Origin of the sequence: Nesterenkonia lutea (genome assembly GCF_014873955.1) — a bacterium.
GTDB lineage: Bacteria > Actinomycetota > Actinomycetes > Actinomycetales > Micrococcaceae > Nesterenkonia > Nesterenkonia lutea.
The window spans coordinates 2,465,781-2,484,900 of the sequence record NZ_JADBED010000001.1; the positions used below are offsets into that span (position 1 = coordinate 2,465,781).

The window sequence follows — 19,120 nt, forward strand, 5'->3', positions numbered from 1 at the left end:
GTCTTAATCCGCGTGCGTTCCGCCCGGATCTTGGTGCCTGAGGTCTTCCGCGTTGACCGGAGTGGCCAGTGCCCCCTCGTCCTCGGTCGAGAAGCCGACGTCGGTGCCGCGCAGTCGAGCGATCGCGCTGAGCACGTGGTGGATCGCCAGGGCGGCGAAGCTGCCCAGTGCGATGCCCTCGAAGACGATCTCCCCGAAGACCATGGTGAAGTTGGCGACGGCGATGATGAGCGGCACGCCGGCCACGGCGAGATTGATGGGGTTCGCGAAGTCCACGCGGTTCTGCACCCAGATGCGCACCCCGAGGACGCCGATCATCCCGTACAGCACGGTGCCCGCCCCGCCGAGGACGCCCACGGGGACCGTGGCGATGAGTGCGCCGAACTTCGGCAGCAGCGCAAGCAGGATGGCGAAGAGACCTGCCACCCAGTAGGCCGCGGTGGAATACACGCGCGAGGAGGCCATGACTCCGATGTTCTCGGCATAGGTGGTCGTCCCTGAACCGCCTCCGGCGCCGGCGAGCATCGTCGCGGCGCCATCGGCGATCAGTGCCCGTCCGGTCATCGGATCCAGGTCCTGCTTCGTCATCAGCGCCACGGATTTCACGTGCCCCACGTTCTCTGCGACCAGGACCAGGATCACCGGGATGAACAGGCCCAGCACCCCGATGTGGAAGGTGGGTGCCGTGAACTCTGGCAGCCCGAACCAGCCCGCGGAGCCCACGGTGGAGAAGTCCACCTCGCCGCGCAGCACGGCCACCACATACCCGATCACCACGCCGACCAGGATGGAGAGCCGCCCCAGCAGTCCCTTGAAGAGCACGCTGGCCAGCAGCATGGAAACGATCGTCACCGCGGCTGTGACGGGGGCTTCATTGACGTTGTTCCATGCGGCGGGGGCGAGGTTCAAACCGATCAGCGCCACGATGGCGCCGGTGACCACCGGCGGCATGATGCGCTGGATCCAATGACTGCCGGCGAAATGGACAAGGACGCCGACGCCGACCAGGCCGAGCCCCGCGAGGAAGATCCCGCCCAGGGCACCGGACATGCCGTACTGCGCGGTGGCGGCGCCCACCGGGGCGAGGAAGGCGAAGGAGGACCCCAGATAGCTCGGGATGCGCCCTGCGGTGATGATCAGGAACAGCAGGGTCCCGATGCCTGAGAACAGCAGAGTCGTGGAGGGCGGGAAGCCGGTGATCAGGGGGACCAGGAACGTGGCGCCGAACATCGCGACCACATGCTGCATCCCCACTCCGGTGGTCTGCAGCCAGCCCAGGCGCTCCCCCGGGGTCACCACTGCGCCGGGTCGTACAGTCCTGCCGTCACCATGGAGCGTCCACCCGAACCCGGGGAAGCGGCTCTTCCTCTGCGTAGTCATTCCAGCCACAGTAGCCGCAGCGGCGCACAGACACGCTGTGCGGCTGACGTGCCCAAGATCACCCGTCGTTCTTTACTCATTGTTTGATGAGATCACATGATGATTACATTCATGGCAATTGTGGGAAGAGAGCAGGACGATCGATGCTGTGCCCCGGCACGCATGGTCTCTGGCGGCACTGCTATCCCTGGCGCTAAACTCCAGAGGACACCGCTGACCGCTGTTTCACCGGGTATTCATGCAGTCCCCAGTTGAATCTGGGAACCAGCTCACTACTCTGGAGAACGATGCCTCACACTGCAGACACCCCTGCCCAGAACTCCGCCGAGTCCTCCCCGGCCTCGGAACGAGTTGAGATTCGCACGCCCACGGTCGCCGATGGCGCCTCTCTGTGGCGGCTCGCCGCCGGGACCGGCGTCCTTGATGTGAACACTCCCTACGCGTACATCCTGTGGACCCGAGATTTCGCTGAGACCTCGGTGATCGCCGAGGTCGAGGGGGAGCCTGCGGGCTTCATCTCCGGCTACCGCAGACCCGAGGACCCCCAGACCCTCTTCATCTGGCAGGTCGCCGTGGATTCTCGATTCCGCGGGCGACGCCTGGCCTCCCGCATGCTCACCACGCTGGTGGAAGCCGTGGCGCCGCAGCGGCTCGAGACCACGATCACCGCGGACAACGCCGCATCCATCGCACTGTTCACGGGCCTGGCCCGCGACAAGGGCGCCGAGATCACCACGACGAGGTTCTTCACCGAGAAGGACTTCCCCTCAGCCGAAGAATCAGGGGAGCAACACGCTCCCGAGGACCTCTACACCGTGGCCCCCCTGGGCCCGAACGCCGACTGAGCGTCGCAGCGAACTTCCAGCACGACTTCCCCGGAATCTAAGGACAGAAACGCACTATGCCGACAGACATCTTCGAAACACGCGAATCTCAGGTCGCCAGCTACTGCAAGAACTGGCCAGCCACCTTCGCCAAGGCCTCCGGCCCCTACCAGTGGACCGAGGACGGCACCCGCTACCTCGACTTCTTCTCCGGAGCAGGTGCGCTGAACTACGGCCACAACCACCCCGAACTGCGCGACCTCGTCGTCGACTACGTCGCGAACGACGGCGTCACCCATTCGATGGACATGAAGACCCCGGCCAAGCGCCACTTCCTGGAGACCTTCGAACGACTCATCCTCGAGCCGCGCAAGATGGACTACAAGGTCATGTTCCCCGGTCCCACAGGCACCAACACGGTGGAGGCTGCGCTGAAGCTGGCCCGCAAGGTGACCGGCCGGCAGCACATCCTCTCCTTCACCAATGCCTTCCACGGCATGACGCTCGGCGCACTCTCCGTCACCGGCAACTCCATGAAGCGTCGCGGTGCCGGCATTCCGCTGACGAACTCCTCGAAGATCCCCTATGACGATTACTTCGATGGGGACATGCCCGACTTCCTCTGGCTGGAGAAGATCCTCGAGGACTCAGGCTCGGGCGTGGACAAGCCCGCCGCCGTGATCGTGGAGACCGTCCAGGGCGAGGGCGGCCTCAACGCCGCACGCATGGACTGGCTGAAGTCCCTCTCTGCCCTGCTGCGTCGGCATAAGATCCTGCTGATCGTCGACGACGTCCAGGCAGGCTGCGGGCGCACCGGCAAGTTCTTCTCCTTCGAGGAGGCCGGCCTCTACCCCGACATCGTGTGTGTCTCGAAGTCGATCTCCGGCTATGGCCTCGCCATGGCGCTGACCCTGTTCAAGCCCGAACTCGACGTCTGGGAGGGCGGGGAGCACAACGGCACCTTCCGCGGGAACAACCTCGCGTTCGTGACGGGCGCGCGCGCCCTGGAGCTCTTCTGGTCGGATGACAGCTTCCAGAAGCAGCTCGGCGAACGGATCACAGAGCTCAAGGACGGTCTGGTCAAGATCGCCGAGCATGTCCCCGACTCCACCATCCGGGGACGAGGCTTCCTGACCGGCATCCACTTCCAGAACCCCGACACCGCCGGCAAGGTCGCTGCAGAGGCGTATAAGCGCAACCTGCTGGTGGAGACCTCGGGGCCCCAGGATGAGGTCCTGAAGCTCATGCCGCCGCTGAACATCGAGTCCGAGGACCTGCAGAAGGGACTCGGCATCATCGAGGAGTCCCTTCTGGCCGCCACGGGCCAGCTCGGCGAGCCCTCGCGTCTGCGCGCACCCCGCTGAACCTGTTCCTCAGTCACTGATTCCAGTCACTGATTCCCCCGCTACTGACAGCCACTGATCGGAGATCTGCGTGTACACCTTGAACATCGACGCCCTCAACGGCACTGACCGCGACATCCAGCAGGAGAACTGGCGCTCGCGCCGCATGGTGCTGGCCAAGGAGAAGGTCGGGTTCTCACTGCATGAGACGACCCTCTACACCGGCACCACCAACGAGTTCTGGTATGCCAACCACGTGGAGGCGGTCTACTGCGTCGGTGGCAAGGGCACGCTGACCGACCTCGAGACCGGAGAGAAGTACGCGATCACCGACGGCTTCCTCTACATGCTCGACGGACAGGAGAAGCACCGCGTGGAGGTCGAAGAGGAGATCCGCGTGGTCTGCGTGTTCAATCCTCCGGTGACCGGCCGTGAGGTCCACGACGACAACGGCGTGTACCCGCTGATCATCGAGGATGAGACCGCCTGATCGGCTAGCTCACGCAGCGCTCGACGGCGCCCGTTCACCTGTTGCTCCAGTCACCCTCTGGAGCAGGTGGACGGGCGCCGTTCTCGTCTCCAGACGCCGACTGCTGCAGCGACACCCGTGAAGCGGGGCGCGAGAGGTTTGGACTTCTGCGGTCGGCTGTGATGTGATCTCCATGACATGTGACCCACGGCACGCGGGCTCCATGTCACCACAATCACCTTCACAACGGATCGTCGGGCACGTACCTGCCCGTGAAAGGGACATATCACCATGGCCTCAGTGACCTATGACTCCGCCAGCCGCATCTACACCCCCGGCGCGCGGCCTGCCATCAACCAGCTTCACCTGGAGATCGCCGACGGCGAGTTCCTCGTCCTCGTCGGACCCTCCGGCTGCGGCAAGTCCACAGCACTGCGCATGCTCGCAGGCCTGGAAGAGGTCAATGAAGGGGCCATCCGAATCGGTGGCGAAGACGTCTCCCACGTCTCCCCCAAGGACCGCGACATCGCCATGGTCTTCCAGAACTACGCGCTCTACCCACACATGTCCGTGGCCGAGAACATGGGCTTCGCGCTGAAGATCGCCGGCGTCTCCAAGGAGGAGCGCGCCGAGCGGGTCAAGAAGGCCGCGGAGATCCTGGACCTGGTCCCCTATCTGGACCGCAAGCCGAAGGCTCTCTCCGGCGGCCAGCGTCAGCGCGTGGCCATGGGGCGCGCGATCGTCCGCTCCCCCAAGGTCTTCCTCATGGATGAGCCCCTGTCGAACCTCGACGCCAAGCTGCGCGTGCAGACCCGCACCCAGATCGCGGCACTGACGCGCGAGCTGCAGACCACCACGGTCTACGTCACGCACGACCAGGTCGAGGCCATGACCATGGGAGACCGGGTGTGTGTGCTCAAGGACGGCGTGCTCCAGCAGGTGGACTCCCCCCGCAACCTCTATGACACGCCCGCCAACGTGTTCGTGGCCGGCTTCATCGGCTCACCCGCGATGAACCTCTTCCACGCCAAGATCCAGGGCGAGGGTCTGGTGCTCGGAAATGACATCATCCCGGTCACCGGCGGCCACCTGGCCAAGAGCACCCGGGACGAGGTCGTCCTGGGCGTGCGCCCCGAGGACATGGAGCTCACCACAGACGGCACCGGGCTGCCGATGACCGTGGACCTGGTCGAGGAGCTGGGCGCAGACGCCTACATCTTCGGCTCCCCGGACGGCATCTCCACCTTCCAGCCGTTCATCGTCCGCGTGAACGGACGCCGTCCCCCCATGCGCGGCGAGCGGGTCTTCATCAAGCCGAACCCGGCGCATCTGCACCTGTTCGACATCGAGAACGGACTGCGCCTCAACGGCGAGGTCCCCGCCAACACCCCCCATGCATCGCTCTCCGACGTGGAAGCCCTGGCGGACTCCGAAGACTGATCACGGGCTGCATCACTGCAGGTCAGCGTTACGCAGAACCAGATTGAGCATGATGTGCTCGGCTTTCGTCCAGGAAGTGACCAGGAAGTCCCCCGTAGAGTGAAGAGCATCGCTGACGGGGACCTGTCAGCCCATGGCGGACTTGGTCTCTACGCGAAACAGACGTAACGACAGAAAGGTACGGGTACATCATGCATAAGTCAGTACTGCCAATCAGCTTGACCACAATTCTGCTTATCGTGATCATCGTCATCCTGGTGACCTGATTCGATAGACCAGCAAGAGGAGAGGGCGGGATCCGAGTATTCGGATCCCGCCGTCTCTCTGTGTCTCGCGCCGCGCCGTCTCGCACCCCGCGCGCCGGACGCGGGTCAGTCCGCGCTGGAGCGGGTCAGTCCGCGCTGGAGCGGGTCAGTCCGCGCTGAGTCCCGCGGCCGGCTCCACCCTGGAGAGCGCCCGCGCCGGGAGCAGCGCGGCGAGCGCAGCGGCGACCAGGGTCACCGCCCAGAGTCCAGCGATGCGCAGCCACGGCATCTCCAGCACCACGGTCCAGTCCGGGCGGGCCACGAGTGAGGCGACCCCCGCCCAACCCAGGAAGGCGCCCAGTGCGGTGCCGATCAGCAGCGCCACCCCGGCAAGCAGCAGCGCCTCGATGGTGATCATCTGTCCCACCGAGCGACGGTTCATGCCCACCGCCCGCAGCAGCGCAGCCTCGCGGCGACGTTCCAGCACCGAGAGGGAGAGCGTGTTGCTGACCCCGATGATCGCCACCAGGACCGAGGCCCCCAGGAGCACAAGGACGATCAGCAGCACCATGTCGATGGCCTCCGTGAAGCTGGCTCGCATCAGCGCGCCGGCGTCGTTGTACTCCTCGGAGTACTCCTCGAGCAGCGGCGCCAGACCGTAGGACTGGTCCGGACCGAGCCCCTCAGCGGCTCGGATCAGCGTGAGCCCGTTCTCCGGGCTGAAGGTCCATGGGGACTCACCCGGGGCCGTGGCCCCCTCCGGCAGTGAAGCCTCTGAGACCAGCACCATCCCGGCCGGCAGCCAGGAGACGACCGTGGCATCCACGGTGATCGACTGGTCTGCGGCCCCGGAGGTGGCGGTGCCGTAGGGCATCAGTTCCAGTTCAGCGTCATCGCCCTCGAAGATCGTGTCCTCTGCATTGAGCTGTGCCGCGGCTATCGCCTCACCGGCGCCCGGCGCCATGCCTTCGGTGCGCGCGACTGAGGCGAAGGTCCCTTCATCGACCAGGATCACACGTCCCTCGACGCTGCCCCGCTCCCCCGTGATGGTGGCAGAGGCGCCGGGGGCGGAGGAGAACGTCTCCACGAGCTCACTCTCGGAGAGCTCCGCTTCAAGGTCCTCGTCCATCGCGCTGACGCTGGCTTCCACCGGGTAGCTCTCGGCGAGCTCGTCGTAGAGCACCGTCTGCGCCGTGGCGGCTCCCACCATCATGGTTCCGACCAGGGTGACACCGACCAGCAGCGCTGAGGCGGTCGCCGTCGTGCGTCCCGGCACCTGCCGGGCGTTCTGACCGGCGAGCCGTGCATTGACCCGCAGCCCGGGCAGGAGCCCGAGCAGTCGTCCCCCACGGGCCACCAGCGGTGGCACGACCAGCCGTGCCAGCACCAGCACGCCGGAGAAGCCGAGGATCGCCCCGGCCACCCCGAGCATCGGAGCGGGCAGGGAGTACTGCTCGCCGGAGGCGGCCCACCGCGTCGCGCCGATGACCGCACCAAACCCGCCGAGCATCAGCACGGCCCCGATGATCAGCCGGGTCATGGAGACCCGCTGCGTGGCGGGGCCGAGCCCCGCGGGACGCAGGGCAGCCATCGGGGAGACCCTGCCCGCCTTGACCGCTGGGGCCAGCGCGGAGACCACGGTGACCACCAGCCCGAGGCCCAGTCCGATGAGGCTCGCCAGCAGCGTCGGGCCAGCCAGCGGCAGATCGGGTGCGAACGTGGCCCGGGCGATCAGCGAGAAGCCCAGTGCCACGCCCGTGCCCAGAAGCACACCGGCGGCCCCGCCGAGCAGCCCCAGCACCGCGCCCTCCTTCAGGGTGGCGCGCTGGAGCTGGGCGGAGGTGGCTCCCACGGCTCGCAGCAGCGCCAGCGTGCGCTGACGAGAGGCGACCAGGACCTGGAAGGTGTTGGAGATGACCAGCGTGGAGACGAACACGGAGATGGCGCCGAAGCCGATGGCGATGTACGCCAGGAAGTTCGCGTCTCCGGTCTGCTGAGCCAGCCGCGCCTCGACGATCTCCTCGGTGGTCTGCACCTGCAGGCTCTCGAGATCTGCCGCGCGGGTCTCGCTCAGCGTCTCAGCTTGGACCCTGATCAGATCCTGGATCCGTTCCTGGACCTCTTCGGCAGAGACGGTCGAATCGGGGTTGAGCACGATGCGAATCTCCGCCGGGCTCGCGTCGTAGGGAAGTCGCTCCACGCCTTCTGTGGTGAGAAAGGCCCGGGGCGGGCCCTGGCCCTGCACCACACCCACGACGGTGTAGTCCTCCTGCACGACGGTGGGTTCCGTGCCGGCACCTGCGTCCTCGTCGAAGACATAGTGCTCGGCGGTGAGCGTGGTCCCCAGCTCGATGCCCTGTCCGGTGGCCGCGGCAGAGCTCACCACGACCTCATCCGCGGCCTGCGCCTCGCGGCCTTCGCTGATCTCCCCGGTCCGAGTGCTGGACTGCTCACCGGCCTGGAGGCCGATGGTGGAAGAGCCGTCCTCAGCGATCTGGCTCAGGTAGCCGCTGCTGATCGCGTCCGCCACCGCTACACCGTCGAGCTGTTCGATCTCCTCCGCGAGGGGGATGTCATCGCGGAGGTAGTCCTCCGTGTCCTCATCCGAGCTGAGCAGCATGGAGGTGTCGATGATCAGGTCAGTGCCGGAGGCCTCGGCCTCCAGCTCCTGGGTCAGCCCGCGGTTGAAGGAGTCCACCATCAGCATCCCCGCGACGATGAACGCCACCGAGATCGCGACGGCGGCCCCCGCCGCGAACAGCTTCTTCCCGGCTGAGCGCAGGTTGACCTGGAGCACAGGATCACGCCTCATGAGCCGGCCTCGATCAGCGCGGCGGCGAGCTGGGACGCGGTCGGGTTCTCGATGGTCCCCGCGACACGACCGTCGGCCAGCAGCACCGTCCGGTCCGCCTGTGCGGCGGCGTTGGCGTCATGGGTGACCATGATGACTGTCTGGGCGAATTCATCCACGGCGGTGCGCAGCAGCCCCAGCACCTCGGCTCCAGAGGTCTGGTCCAGGTTGCCGGTGGGCTCATCGGCGAAGATCACGGCCGGTCTGGAGACCAGGGCGCGCGCCACTGCCACCCGCTGCTGCTGTCCGCCGGAGAGCTCGAAGGGACGGTGACTCAGCCTGTCTGCCAGGCCGAGGCGATCGATGACCTGCTGGTAGAAGTCCCGGTCCACGGCATCTCCGCCGAGGTTGGTGGGCAGCAGGATGTTCTCCTCAGCGGTCATCGCGGGGACCAGGTTGTAGGACTGGAAGATGAAGCCGATGCTCTCCCGGCGGACTCGGGTCAGCTGCTTCTCGTTGAGTCCGGTCAGCGTGGTCTCGCCGCGCGGGGAGGAGAGGGTGACCTCGCCGTCGTCGGCGGTGTCCAGGCCCGCCAGCACATGCAGCAGCGTGGACTTGCCGCTGCCGGAGGGGCCCATCACCGAGGTGAAGCGGGCCGCGGGGAAGTCGATGCTCAGCGAGCGCAGCGGGTGGACCGCAGCATCTCCGGATCCGTAGGTCTTGTTCAGGTCCCTGGCGCGCAGGGCGGGGGTCAGTTCAGTCATCATGCTCTTCAGCCTACGAAGGGGGCACACGCTCCCACATCGGTCCCCAGGCCGGTCTGTCCCTCATCCTGCAGGATGAGCTGACCTGCGGGAACCGGGTTCAGCCATGCGAGTCTGTGGGGGCGGCGCGGTCATCCACGGCGGTCGTGGTGGCGTCGATGCGTTCGATCGCGCGGTCCAGCTCTTCGACCGTGGCCCAGAGCTGCGGGTGCTGCTCGCGGACCTCGTCCAGCGTGGAGCCGGAGGACCTCAGCGCGGCGAGGTCGAAGCTCGCGTTCGTGCGGGCACCGGTCACGGCGGCCCGCAGTGCGCCGAAGGCGACGACGACATCGGCGATCAGCGCGCGATTGCCGTGCTCTGCCAGCCAGGACAGCGCATCGATCGCCTCGATCGCGTGCTCGCCCAGGACCGCCGATGACCTGGCGGCACCGAGCGAGGCGTCACGTATCGCCTCATCGCGCTCGGCTCCGCGCTCCAGAGCGAACGCCTCGCCGAAGGCGGCGGAGGCGGAGGCGTCCTCGTCGGCGAGCTGCAGGGCGATCCGGCGCAGCTCATGGGCGGAAGCGCTGATCCGGTCGAGATCCTCCTGCTGGTCCGCTCCGGTCTCGGTGTACCCGGCGACCATGGCGGTCAGCGCGGCGGCGATGGCCAGCATCACCCCTGCCCCGGCCCCGCCACCGGGGGCACCCACCGGTCTGCTCAAGGCATGCGTCCACTCCTCGAGCGTCGAGTCCTGGGTGGTGATCTCTGCTGAATCGGTCATGGACCAAGTCTGTCCTACACCGGGGAAGATCGGTACCGAGGTGGGCCGGACCGGGCCTCGCTCTGCCTGCTTCAGGCCACCAGCCCCGTCTCGTAGGCGAAGACGACTGCCTGCACGCGATCGCGCACCTCGAGCTTGGCCAGCACCTGGCCCACATGGGTCTTCACCGTGGCTTCGGAGACGAACAGCCGCGCGGCGATCTCGTTGTTCGAGTCACCGGTGGCCAGCTCCAGCAGGATCCCCCGCTCTCGGTTCGTCAGTCGGCTGAGCTTCTCCTGCTGCCGGGCGTCGGGAAAGCGTCGCCGAGCCCCGGCACCCCCGCCGAGTGTCGCATCGAGCAGGCGTCGGGTGGTGGTGGGCGCGATGACGGCACCGCCCGTGGTCACTGTGCGGATCGAGTCCAGCAGGGTCTCCGGCTTCACGTCCTTGAGCAGGAAGCCAGAGGCCCCGGCGCGGAGGGCCTCCAGGGCGTACTCGTCGGTGTCGAAGGTGGTCAGCACAATGACCCGGGTGTCGCTCAGCGCGGGATCCTCGGTGATCAGCCGGGTGGCTTCGAGTCCGTCCATGATCGGCATCCGGATGTCCATCAGGACCACGTCGGGCTGCTGCGCCCGCGCGGCGGCGAGTGCGTCCTGTCCGTTCCCAGCCTGATCCACGACCTGGAGATCGGACTGGGAGTCGATCACCATGGCGAAGCCGGCCCGCAGCAGCGCCTGGTCATCGGCGAGCAGGATGCGGATGGCTCGGTGTTCAGCGCTCACGCCGCCTCGCCTTCTCTCGTGGATTCGGCCGGCATCTGTGCGCCTGCGGTCGTCGTCTCGCCGCCCAGGGGGAAGCGCGCCAGCACATCGAATCCTCGCTCGTGGGCTCGGGTCTGGACCGTGCCGCCGTAGAGCCGGGCGCGCTCGACCATGCCGAGCAGGCCGGAGCCCCCGCCGTCGCTCGTCACAGCGGCCCCGTGGCCGGTGTCGCGGATCTCCAGCATCAGGGCCGGACCGGACTCGGCGGCCACCGCGACCCATACCTCGGCGCGGGCCTGCGGACCCCCGTGCTTGAGCGTATTGGTCAGGGCCTCCTGGACGATTCGATATGCGGCCAGACCGACTCCTTCGGGGAGCCGTGGAATGGACTCGCTGAGCATGTGCAGCTGCACCTGGAGACCCGAGGCGGTGACATCCTCGACGAGCTGCGGCAGATCCTGCACACCGGGTGCCGGCCGCTTCTGCAGGGCTCCGTCGCCCTCGCGCAGCACCCCGAGCATCCGGCGCATCTCGGTGAGCGCCTCCCGTCCGGTCTCACTGATGGTCTCGAACGCCTGCGCGGCGCGCTCCGGACTCTGCTGCAGGACATACCGTCCGCCGTCGGCCTGGGCGATCATCACTGACATGGAATGTGAGATCACATCATGCATCTCGCGGGCGATCCGCATGCGCTCAGCATCGGCTGCCAGCCGCGCCTCCTGGTCCCGTTCGCGGATCAGCAGCTGGTTGCGTTCGGAGATGGCGGCGATCTCTCGACGACGACGCCCGGCAAGGTGCCCCGCCAACCAGAACACCACTGCGATGGCTCCGGCGAAGCCTCCGGTGAGCGCGGCGCTCCCCAGCGTGCGAACAGGCAGGCCCCAGAAGGTCTCCTGGGTGACCCCGGCCTCCTGGTACTGGCTGGCATACGTGAGGTCGATGAGCACGAAGTACACACCCAGCGCCGCGGCTCCCAGCAGCGCCAACGCCAGACAGCTCCTGGAGACGCGGGGACTGCCGTATTTGGCACAGGCGTAGACCACGAAGGGCACCGAGAAGGCTGAGACCCCCGGAGCCGAGCCGGTGATCAGCTGCGCAGCGCAGAGGGCTGCCATGGTCCCTGCCGCGGCTCCGGGATTCGTCCGCGAGAAGGCCAGCGACGCCACGGTGAGCACCTCGATGAGCACTGCCACCGACCAGGGCACCGGCCAGCCGATCTCACCCATGGCTCGCTGCCCTCCGACGTGGGAGAACAGCAGCAATACGAGCAGCGGCAGAACCTTGACGAGGGTGTCGATCAGCCGCTGACGATTGCGGCTGCTGGCCTCACCGACATCGGTCAGCGCAGACATGCGCTACTGAGCCTGATCGGCATCGCGGACGTTCTGCTCCCCGCGCCTGGCGGCGTCCCGGTGCTCAGCGGCCTCCTCGGGAGCGTACTTCTCCACCGGGCCCTTCTCGTGGCGGCCGTGGGTGCGACGATGCTCGATGGTGCTCCAGCCGAGATAGGCGGCGGGACCGAGGATCGGCAGCGCGAAGACGAGGAAGCCCCAGAGCACCCGGCCGCGCCCAGACATCTCCGTGTCCTGGACCAGCACCATCAAGGCCGCGATCAGCAGTCCGATGGCGGTGACCGCGAGCGCCCAGGCCCAGACGGCATTGTCTTCGGCGAGAGGGCGGAGGACACCGGCGATGACTGAGGGATTCACGCCTCCAGTCTAGAAGCCGCTCTCGACCCTGTCCTCATACTGTGGGACCAGATGGCTCCACTCCTCCAGGGCAGTTGAGCTTTCCGGTGGGGACGTCGGGACCGGATTGCTCAACTGCCCAGGAGGGATCAGCGCTGCGGCCAGACTGAGCGCTGGCGCATGACCTCGGCGAGCGCCTCGGCGTCGTCGGTCATCAGACCGTCCACCCCCATGTCCAGCAGCTGGTGCATCTGGGCGGGCTCATCGACCACCCAGACATGGACCTGCAGGCCGGCCCGGTGGCAGCGCTGCACGAAGCGCGGGGTCACCACACGGATCCGCCCCTGAGAGATCGGCACCTGAACACAGTCGATCTCAGCGATCCGACCAGTGAGCCGATTCATCATTCCCAGCGGACCCAGGAGCAGGATCAGCGCCGTGGCCGCCCACCCTCCGGAGGTGGCGATCGGACGGCTGAGGCGCCCTCGGACCCGGTGTCGTCGCGCGTCGTTGAAGCTTGCGGCGAGCACGCGATCGTGGGCTTCGTGCTCTTCGACGAGGCGGACGAACTCGGTGACGGATTCTCCATCCTTGAGGTCCACGTTGAGGTGGACGTCGTCCCAGGCGGTCAGGAGCTCCTCGAAGCGCACCATCGGCTCGGTGAACTCCTCTCGGGCGCCGACCCGGAGCTGGGAGAGCTGCTCCCAGGTCTTCTCGCTGAGCTTCCCGGCGCCGGTGGTGGCGCGGTCCAGCTCCTCGTCATGGAAGACCACGAGCGTGCCGTCGGCCGCGGTGCGCACATCGATCTCCAGGTACCGGTAGCCCAGCTCCACCGCCCGTCGAAAGGCACCCATGGTGTTCTCTCGGCCCGGGTCCGCCCCGCGGTGGGCGAAGGCCAGCGGACTGTGGTGCAGCGGCCCGGCACGGGAGTTCAGCAGGTATGGGACCTCGCGGTAGACATGCCGCCGGTAGGGCCTGGTCATCAGAGCTCTCCGGCGAGCAGCTTCTCGATCACCTGCGCGACGCCGTCGTCGTCACACGAGGCGGCCATGTGATCCGCGGCGGATCGAGCCAGCGGATGTGCCGAGCCCACCGCCCAGGAGGTGCCGGCCCAGCGCAGCATCTCGATGTCGTTGGGCATGTCTCCGAAGGCGATGACGCGTTCGCGCGGAATCTGATGACCGGCTGCGTATCGGGCCAGCCCCGAGGCCTTGTTCACTCCGCTGGCGGAGAGCTCCAGCAGACTCACCCCGGGGGCGGAGTGCGTCACGGTGAGCAGATCCCCGACCTCATGCTGGACCCGGGCGAGGAACTCGTCTGGGTCCATGGCATCGGTCTTGCACAGCAGCTTGACCACGCGGTCGGTCACGTGGGCGCGGGTGACATCGCTGCCCGGTGTCTGCGCAGCGTTGGTCAGTCCATCGCGCTCCAGGGTCTCATCCAGCGGGCCGAGCCGCAGCTCCTCTTCGGTGACCCCGGCGGCACGCCGTCGATCTGCTTCGAAGAAGAGGGATCCGGCGATGAACGGCTCCTCCATGTGAAGGTGCTCGAGGGTCTCGGCGGCGAAGGATGCCTGCGGGTCGATCTCGGTGATGATGTCCTTCACGGTGAACAGGGCGGCGGAGTCCAGCGCGTTCTCATGCAGGACCCGGTCGGCGGCGAGATCGTAGGTCACCGCTCCATTGGAGGCGATGACGGTGCCCAGGGCACCGATCATCTCGCTGATGTGCTTGAGCCAGCGCACCGGTCTGCCCGTCACCAGCACCACGCGTATGCCCGCGGCCTGGGCAGCGTGGAACGCGTCCACCGTCCGAGTGGAGACGGACCCGCTCTCGGTGTGGGTGTAGCTGAGGATCGTGCCGTCGATGTCGCTGGCGATCAGCTGCACGGGACCGCTGGCGAGCGTGGGAGCCGAGGTGGGGGCGGAGAGCTCGGTCACGGGTCAGTCCCCGAGTGCGTGGTCGAGCTCATCCGCCGTCGGGGGCTGGGCACCGAAGCGGGAGGAGTTGATGGCGGCCGCTCGGGCCGCCGTGCGCAGCACCGTGGCCAGCTGTTCGGGGGTGATCTCGCGCAGCGCCGGGCGCCGGGAAGCGCCGAGGAGGTTCATCCCGCGCAGTGTGGAGAGTGTGGCCGCCATGAAGGAGTCCCCCGCGCCCACGGTGTCGGCGACCTCGATGGAGAAGGCCTCCTGCTCAGCGAAGCCTGCACGGGTCAGCCCCATCGCGCCGGAGGGCCCCCGGGTGACGGTGACCAGGGAGGGTCCCAGCTCGAGCCAGGCGTCCATGGTCTTTCGATGGCTGCGCTCCGGGTAGAGCAGGTCGAGGTCATCGGTGGAGGCCTGGATGATGTCGGCCCGGGAGATGAACTCCTCCGCCTGCCGCCGCGCGTCATCGCGGTTGGGCACCAGCGTGGGCCGGTAGTTCGGGTCATAGGAGATGGTGGCGACGGCGTGGGCGCGGTCGATCACGCCTTTGACGGTCTCGGCGCCCGGCTGCAGCATGGCGCCGATCGAGCCGGCATGCAGATGCTCCAGCGGACCGGAGCCGTCGACGCCGAGGTCCTGCTTGGCCTGTCCGGCAAGGGTGCAGAACTTCTCTTCGAGCTCATCGGCGCTGGGCAGCGTCCAGTCCAGGGTGAACTCGTAGCTGGCCTGTCCGGTGGGATCCAGCGTGGCGCGTGCCACGGAGGTCGGGGAGGCATCGGCTTCGAGCAGGGCGGTGATGCCCTGGGCCCGCAGGCTGCGCGCGATCATCCGCCCGTAGTCGTCGTCACCGCGGCGCCCCGCGAAGACGACGTCGTGCTCCAGCCGAGCCAGACCCACTGCCACATTGAACGGTGAGCCGCCGACGTGCGCCTTGGGGGCAGATGTCTCCGATTGGACGACATCGACCAGGCACTCGCCGATGACCGCTAGGTATGCACTCACCCCACTAAACTACCGCACCGCTCCAAGCTCAGAGCTGCTTATAGAGCTCGTATCCGCCGATGAGGTTGCGCAGCTCGGCCTCCGGGTGGCGCTGGCGCAGGGCTTCCAGCGCCCGGCGAGAGCGGACCCCGATCTTGCAGTACAGCACCACCGGCCTTCCGGAGTCCTGATGGAGTCCCGAGACGGCGGCGTCGTCCTCTCCGGGATTCCCCAGCAGGTCGCCCAGCGGGATGTTCACGGCGCCCTCGATGGTGCCCATCTGGTGCTCCCAGGGTTCCCGGACATCGACGATGCCGCCGATCAGCCCGGACGCCATGAGCTCGCGCAGCTGAGCAGGGGTGAGCTCGTCGTCGCGCTTGGGCTCCCCGGTGAACGGATTGAACTCGGGGTCCTCGACGACGGGCTCGGGTTCGGGAGTGAAGCCGCCGAGGCCGCTGACATCGGCACCGATGGTGGTGACCGGCGTGCGCTCGGGGTCCGGGTGCAGGGTGATCTCTCGGAAGCTGGAGTTCATCGCGTCATAGGTGAGCACCCGTCCCAGCAGGGTGCGGCCGATGCCGGTGAGGAACTTGATGGTCTCGGTGGCCATGATGGAGCCGATCACTCCGGGAAGCACGCCGAGCACCCCGGCCTGGGCGCAGGTGGGGACCTCGCCGGCGTCGGGCGCCTCCGGGTAGAGGTCGCGATAGGTCGGTCCGTGTCCGGCCCAGAAGAGGCTGACCTGCCCGGCGAAGCGCAGGATGGAGCCGGAGACCATGGGCTTGTCGGCGATCTCGCAGGCGTCGGCGACCACGTAGCGGGTGGCGAAGTTGTCCGAGCCGTCCACCACGATGTCTGCTTCGGCGATCAGCTCGAGCGCATTGGCGGCGGTGATCGGTTCCTGATGCTCGTGGATGATGATCTCGGGGTGCAGCCCGCGCATCACCGCGGCCGCGGAGGCGGTCTTGGGCTGCCCGATGCTGTCTTCGGAGTGGATCACCTGCCGGTGCAGGTTGGAGCGGTCGACCACGTCATGGTCGATCACATCGATGGTGCCCACGCCGGCGGCGGCCAGATAGGTCAGGATCGGCGCGCCGAGCCCGCCGGCGCCTATGACCACCACGCGGGAGTTCAGCAGCCTGGTCTGAGCCTCGATGCCGAAGCCGTCCAGGGAGAAGTGCCGCTGGAACCGCTCCATCTGGGAGCGGGAGTACTGGGAGAGATCGTTCATCGGTGCACAGGTCCTCAGGTGAGTTCGTCGATCGGGGAGATCCGTCCAGCAAAAGCGGAAGAGGCCTGGGCGTGTTCGCGCCGCGGGATCCGGCCGGCGCGTGCGGAGCGATAGCCTGCCTCGACCGCCAGGCGCATGGCCGTGGCCATATCGGTGGGGCGCTGGGCACGGGTCACTGCGGAGGCGACCAGCACGGCATCGCAGCCCAGCTCCATGGCCAGCGCGGCCTCGGAGGCGCTGCCGATGCCGGCGTCGAGCACCACCGGAATCCCGGCACGGGAGGTGATGAGTTCGATGTTGTGCCGGTTCAGGATGCCCAGGCCGGTGCCGATGGGCGCGCCCAGTGGCATCACTGCGGCGGCCCCGGCCTGTTCCAGGCGCAGCGCCACGGCCGGGTCGTCTGAGGTGTAGACCATGGGGACGAAGCCGCGATCGGCGAGCTGCTCGGTGGCCTCGAGCGTCTCGATCACGTCTGGGAGCAGCGTGTGCTCATCGGCGATGACCTCCACCTTGATCAGATCGGTCTCCAGCGCCTCGCGGGCCAGCTCGGCGGTGAGCACCGTGTCCTTGACCGTGTAGCAGCCGGCGGTGTTGGGCAGGATGTCGATGCCCAGGCGTTCCAGCATGGAGAAGACGGAGGTCTTCGTCTCGGGGCTGTACCGGCGCATGGCCACGGTGGTCAGCGTGGTGCCCGAGGCCACCAGGGCGCGTTGCAGCGCGTCGAGGTCAGTGATGCCTCCGGTGCCCATGATGAGCCGGTTGGCCAGGGTGTAGTCACCGATCTGCAGGGCGGGAAGCGCCTCTGTCTCGGTGCCGTGTGCTGGGTTCATAGGTCTCTCTTCTCAGCCGCCTTGGACGGCGGTGACGATCTCGATGTCCTCGCCGCCGGTGAGCGTGGTCGCTGACCAGCGGCTGCGCGGCACCACGGACGCGTTCAGGGCGACGGCGACGCCGAGCCTCCCTCCGTCGGCGGGGGTGCCGTCGGGGTTGAGGCTGCGACCGATGGTCTTCGCGACGGCGTCCACCACAGTGGCGTTCTCGGGCAGCTTCACGTGTTCTTCATTGATGCGGACGGTGAGCATGATTCTCCACGTCATCAGGTGCGGGTGGTCTTGGCACAACACGGCGCGGGCCGGGTGTGTTCCTGGTCCGATCCAGGCCTCGGGCCGGCGAGCGCGGCCGTGACCAGTCTAGTGAGTCGTCACCGGTGCCGGGTGAGACTCATCCGCCGCAGCAGCTGTCGATCTTCTGCGGTGAGGGCAGCCGTACCGGGTTCCGGGTCGGTCAGGGAGCTCTGCAGCAGAGCGGCACCGAGCCGGGCGCCCAGCGGGGCGAGCAGGATGCCGTGGCGGGAGTAGCCGGTGGAGACGACGAGTCCGGGCCGCAGCTCACCGAGGAAGGGGCGCTCGTCCGGGGTGCCCGGGCGCGCCCTGGTGGTGATCTCGATGAGTTCCATGTCCTTGACCCCGGGCAGCACGGTCACGGCATCGGTGAGCAGCTCCTGCACCGAACCCGCGTGGATGCCGCTGAGGCTGTCCTCCCGAGAGGAGGCGCCGATGACCAGGCCCCCGTCGGCACGGGGCACGAGGTAGACCGACCGGCCGTTGACCTTCGCGCGGACGGTGGCGTCGAGGATATGGGTCTCTGCGCCGCGGAGCTGGGCGGGAGTCACACGCAGCCGCAGCACGTCGCCGTGGATGGGCCGCAGGTCCAGCGGGCAGGTCTTGGGGAGGCCGCCGATGGCGGGGTAGCCGAGGCCCGGGACCAGCACCGCGGCGGAGAACCGGTGGGCGTCGTCGTCGGTGGTGATGATGAAGCGGTGAGCTGGGCCTGAATCGTGCGAGGCGGGCGCGGGGGCCTCTTCTCTCGGCGACTTGTCCTTCGGGAGTTCTTCCACGGAGGTGACGGTGGCGGTGAGCCATCGTGCGGGATCCCCGGCGCCGGGGAACTGCTGCGGGTCCAGCTCCGCGTCCAGGGCGGCACGGACGGCGAGCACGAGCTGGCGCGGGTCGATCTGGTGATCGCTGGGGACGTCCCAGCCCTTGGCGAGTCCTGGGGCCAGGGCCGGCTCACGACGTCGCAGGGTCGAGCTGGTGAGGGCGGTGACCTCCATGCCGTGCTCCTGCTGGATCGCCGCGAGCTCCGCGACGGCGTCACGGTCGGAGCGGTCGGCGGCGATCAGCAGAGTGCCGTTCTCGCGGTATCCGGTGGGGACCGCCGTGGCGCGGGAGAGGGTGGCGAGGAACTCCGGGTACTCGGCTCGGGAGGCGGTCATGATCGGCCAGAGATCCTCCTGGCCGTACTGGACCTCGCTGATCGGCGCGAGCATGCCGGCCGCCGCATAGGAGGCGTCCTGGGCGACGTCGGGGGCGATCAGGGTGACGTCATGGCCTGCCAGACGCAGCTGCCAGGCGGTCAGCAGCCCGACCACGCCCGCGCCGATCACTGCCGTGCTCGCGCTGGTGCTCACAGGAACTCCTCGTCAGCCAGGCGTGGCTCGAAAAACTGGACATCGACAGGATATCCGTTCGGCTTCG

At 67.7% G+C, this 19,120-nt stretch carries 18 protein-coding genes; 4 read left to right on the forward strand and 14 right to left on the reverse strand.

All coding sequences use genetic code 11. The features are described from left to right. Positions 1 to 3: 3 nt before the first annotated feature. Entirely contained in the window at positions 4 to 1,380 is a 1,377-nt protein-coding gene (locus tag H4W27_RS11215) for a uracil-xanthine permease family protein (protein ID WP_192596003.1), read from the reverse strand. Positions 1,381 to 1,667: 287 nt separating this feature from the next. Here H4W27_RS11215 and ectA point away from each other — a divergent pair, with 287 nt between their 5' ends. From ectA to H4W27_RS11235, 4 genes are all read left to right on the forward strand, one after another. After that, a complete protein-coding gene (gene ectA, locus H4W27_RS11220) occupies positions 1,668 to 2,225 on the forward strand; it encodes a diaminobutyrate acetyltransferase (RefSeq protein ID WP_192596004.1) in 558 nt (185 codons plus the stop codon). A gap of 56 nt (positions 2,226 to 2,281) precedes the next feature. Further along, positions 2,282 to 3,568, forward strand: coding sequence for a diaminobutyrate--2-oxoglutarate transaminase (ectB, locus tag H4W27_RS11225; protein WP_192596005.1), 1,287 nt, complete (start codon positions 2,282 to 2,284; stop codon positions 3,566 to 3,568). Positions 3,569 to 3,638: 70 nt separating this feature from the next. After that, on the forward strand, positions 3,639 to 4,037 hold the full coding sequence (locus H4W27_RS11230) for an ectoine synthase (protein WP_192596006.1): 399 nt from the start codon (positions 3,639 to 3,641) through the stop codon (positions 4,035 to 4,037). A 270-nt stretch (positions 4,038 to 4,307) separates the two neighbouring features. After that, positions 4,308 to 5,456: an ABC transporter ATP-binding protein gene (locus H4W27_RS11235; protein WP_192596007.1), complete on the forward strand. Its 1,149-nt coding sequence runs from the start codon at positions 4,308 to 4,310 to the stop codon at positions 5,454 to 5,456. Positions 5,457 to 5,867: 411 nt separating this feature from the next. Here H4W27_RS11235 and H4W27_RS11240 read toward each other — a convergent pair whose 3' ends face one another. The 13 genes from H4W27_RS11240 to H4W27_RS11295 form a co-directional block, all read right to left on the reverse strand. Beyond that, positions 5,868 to 8,513: an FtsX-like permease family protein gene (locus H4W27_RS11240; RefSeq protein ID WP_192596008.1), complete on the reverse strand. Its 2,646-nt coding sequence runs from the start codon at positions 8,511 to 8,513 to the stop codon at positions 5,868 to 5,870. After that, positions 8,510 to 9,259: an ABC transporter ATP-binding protein gene (locus H4W27_RS11245; protein WP_192596009.1), complete on the reverse strand. Its 750-nt coding sequence runs from the start codon at positions 9,257 to 9,259 to the stop codon at positions 8,510 to 8,512. Before H4W27_RS11245 ends, H4W27_RS11240 begins: the two co-directional genes overlap by 4 nt. Before the next feature lie 97 nt (positions 9,260 to 9,356). Continuing rightward, positions 9,357 to 10,019 carry a cyclodeaminase/cyclohydrolase family protein gene (locus H4W27_RS11250; protein WP_192596010.1) on the reverse strand — a complete coding sequence of 221 codons (663 nt, stop codon included), beginning with the start codon at positions 10,017 to 10,019 and terminating at the stop codon, positions 9,357 to 9,359. Positions 10,020 to 10,090: 71 nt separating this feature from the next. Then, a complete protein-coding gene (locus H4W27_RS11255; protein WP_404821868.1) occupies positions 10,091 to 10,708 on the reverse strand; it encodes a response regulator in 618 nt (205 codons plus the stop codon). A 68-nt stretch (positions 10,709 to 10,776) separates the two neighbouring features. Further along, positions 10,777 to 12,111, reverse strand: a complete 1,335-nt coding sequence (locus H4W27_RS13695) for a sensor histidine kinase (RefSeq protein ID WP_225939095.1) — start codon at positions 12,109 to 12,111, stop codon at positions 10,777 to 10,779. Positions 12,112 to 12,114: 3 nt separating this feature from the next. Next, a complete protein-coding gene (locus H4W27_RS11260; RefSeq protein WP_192596012.1) occupies positions 12,115 to 12,468 on the reverse strand; it encodes a PLDc N-terminal domain-containing protein in 354 nt (117 codons plus the stop codon). Positions 12,469 to 12,596: 128 nt separating this feature from the next. Then, positions 12,597 to 13,430, reverse strand: coding sequence for a glycerophosphodiester phosphodiesterase (locus H4W27_RS11265; RefSeq protein ID WP_192596013.1), 834 nt, complete (start codon positions 13,428 to 13,430; stop codon positions 12,597 to 12,599). Continuing rightward, positions 13,430 to 14,386 (reverse strand): HAD family hydrolase, encoded by a 957-nt coding sequence (locus H4W27_RS11270; protein WP_318782324.1) that lies wholly within the window; start codon positions 14,384 to 14,386, stop codon positions 13,430 to 13,432. Before H4W27_RS11270 ends, H4W27_RS11265 begins: the two co-directional genes overlap by 1 nt. A 3-nt stretch (positions 14,387 to 14,389) precedes the next feature. Beyond that, the gene (locus H4W27_RS11275) at positions 14,390 to 15,373 is read right to left on the reverse strand and encodes a carbohydrate kinase family protein (RefSeq protein WP_192596014.1); all 984 of its coding nucleotides are present in this window, start codon (positions 15,371 to 15,373) and stop codon (positions 14,390 to 14,392) included. Between the two features lie 28 nt (positions 15,374 to 15,401). Next, positions 15,402 to 16,583, reverse strand: coding sequence for a molybdopterin-synthase adenylyltransferase MoeB (gene moeB / locus H4W27_RS11280; RefSeq protein WP_192596015.1), 1,182 nt, complete (start codon positions 16,581 to 16,583; stop codon positions 15,402 to 15,404). 14 nt (positions 16,584 to 16,597) lie between these two features. After that, positions 16,598 to 17,413, reverse strand: coding sequence for a thiazole synthase (locus H4W27_RS11285; RefSeq protein WP_192596016.1), 816 nt, complete (start codon positions 17,411 to 17,413; stop codon positions 16,598 to 16,600). Positions 17,414 to 17,425: 12 nt separating this feature from the next. After that, complete coding sequence (gene thiS, locus H4W27_RS11290; protein ID WP_192596017.1) at positions 17,426 to 17,665, reverse strand: sulfur carrier protein ThiS; 240 nt, start codon at positions 17,663 to 17,665, stop codon at positions 17,426 to 17,428. 119 nt (positions 17,666 to 17,784) lie between these two features. Next, complete coding sequence (locus H4W27_RS11295) at positions 17,785 to 19,053, reverse strand: FAD-dependent oxidoreductase (protein WP_192596018.1); 1,269 nt, start codon at positions 19,051 to 19,053, stop codon at positions 17,785 to 17,787. Positions 19,054 to 19,120 lie beyond the last annotated feature (67 nt).

Coding starts and splice junctions, on each gene's coding strand:
- H4W27_RS11235 (WP_192596007.1), top strand. CDS start 4,308: ATGGCCTCAGTGACCTATGACTCCGCCAGCCGCATCTACACCCCCGGC.
- H4W27_RS11250 (WP_192596010.1), bottom strand. CDS start 10,019: ATGACCGATTCAGCAGAGATCACCACCCAGGACTCGACGCTCGAGGAG.
- ectB (WP_192596005.1), top strand. CDS start 2,282: ATGCCGACAGACATCTTCGAAACACGCGAATCTCAGGTCGCCAGCTAC.
- H4W27_RS11265 (WP_192596013.1), bottom strand. CDS start 13,430: ATGACCAGGCCCTACCGGCGGCATGTCTACCGCGAGGTCCCATACCTG.
- thiS (WP_192596017.1), bottom strand. CDS start 17,665: ATGCTCACCGTCCGCATCAATGAAGAACACGTGAAGCTGCCCGAGAAC.
- H4W27_RS11245 (WP_192596009.1), bottom strand. CDS start 9,259: ATGATGACTGAACTGACCCCCGCCCTGCGCGCCAGGGACCTGAACAAG.
- ectA (WP_192596004.1), top strand. CDS start 1,668: ATGCCTCACACTGCAGACACCCCTGCCCAGAACTCCGCCGAGTCCTCC.
- H4W27_RS11255 (WP_404821868.1), bottom strand. CDS start 10,708: ATGGTGATCGACTCCCAGTCCGATCTCCAGGTCGTGGATCAGGCTGGG.
- H4W27_RS11215 (WP_192596003.1), bottom strand. CDS start 1,380: ATGACTACGCAGAGGAAGAGCCGCTTCCCCGGGTTCGGGTGGACGCTC.
- H4W27_RS11285 (WP_192596016.1), bottom strand. CDS start 17,413: ATGAACCCAGCACACGGCACCGAGACAGAGGCGCTTCCCGCCCTGCAG.
- H4W27_RS11240 (WP_192596008.1), bottom strand. CDS start 8,513: ATGAGGCGTGATCCTGTGCTCCAGGTCAACCTGCGCTCAGCCGGGAAG.
- H4W27_RS13695 (WP_225939095.1), bottom strand. CDS start 12,111: ATGTCTGCGCTGACCGATGTCGGTGAGGCCAGCAGCCGCAATCGTCAG.
- moeB (WP_192596015.1), bottom strand. CDS start 16,583: ATGAACGATCTCTCCCAGTACTCCCGCTCCCAGATGGAGCGGTTCCAG.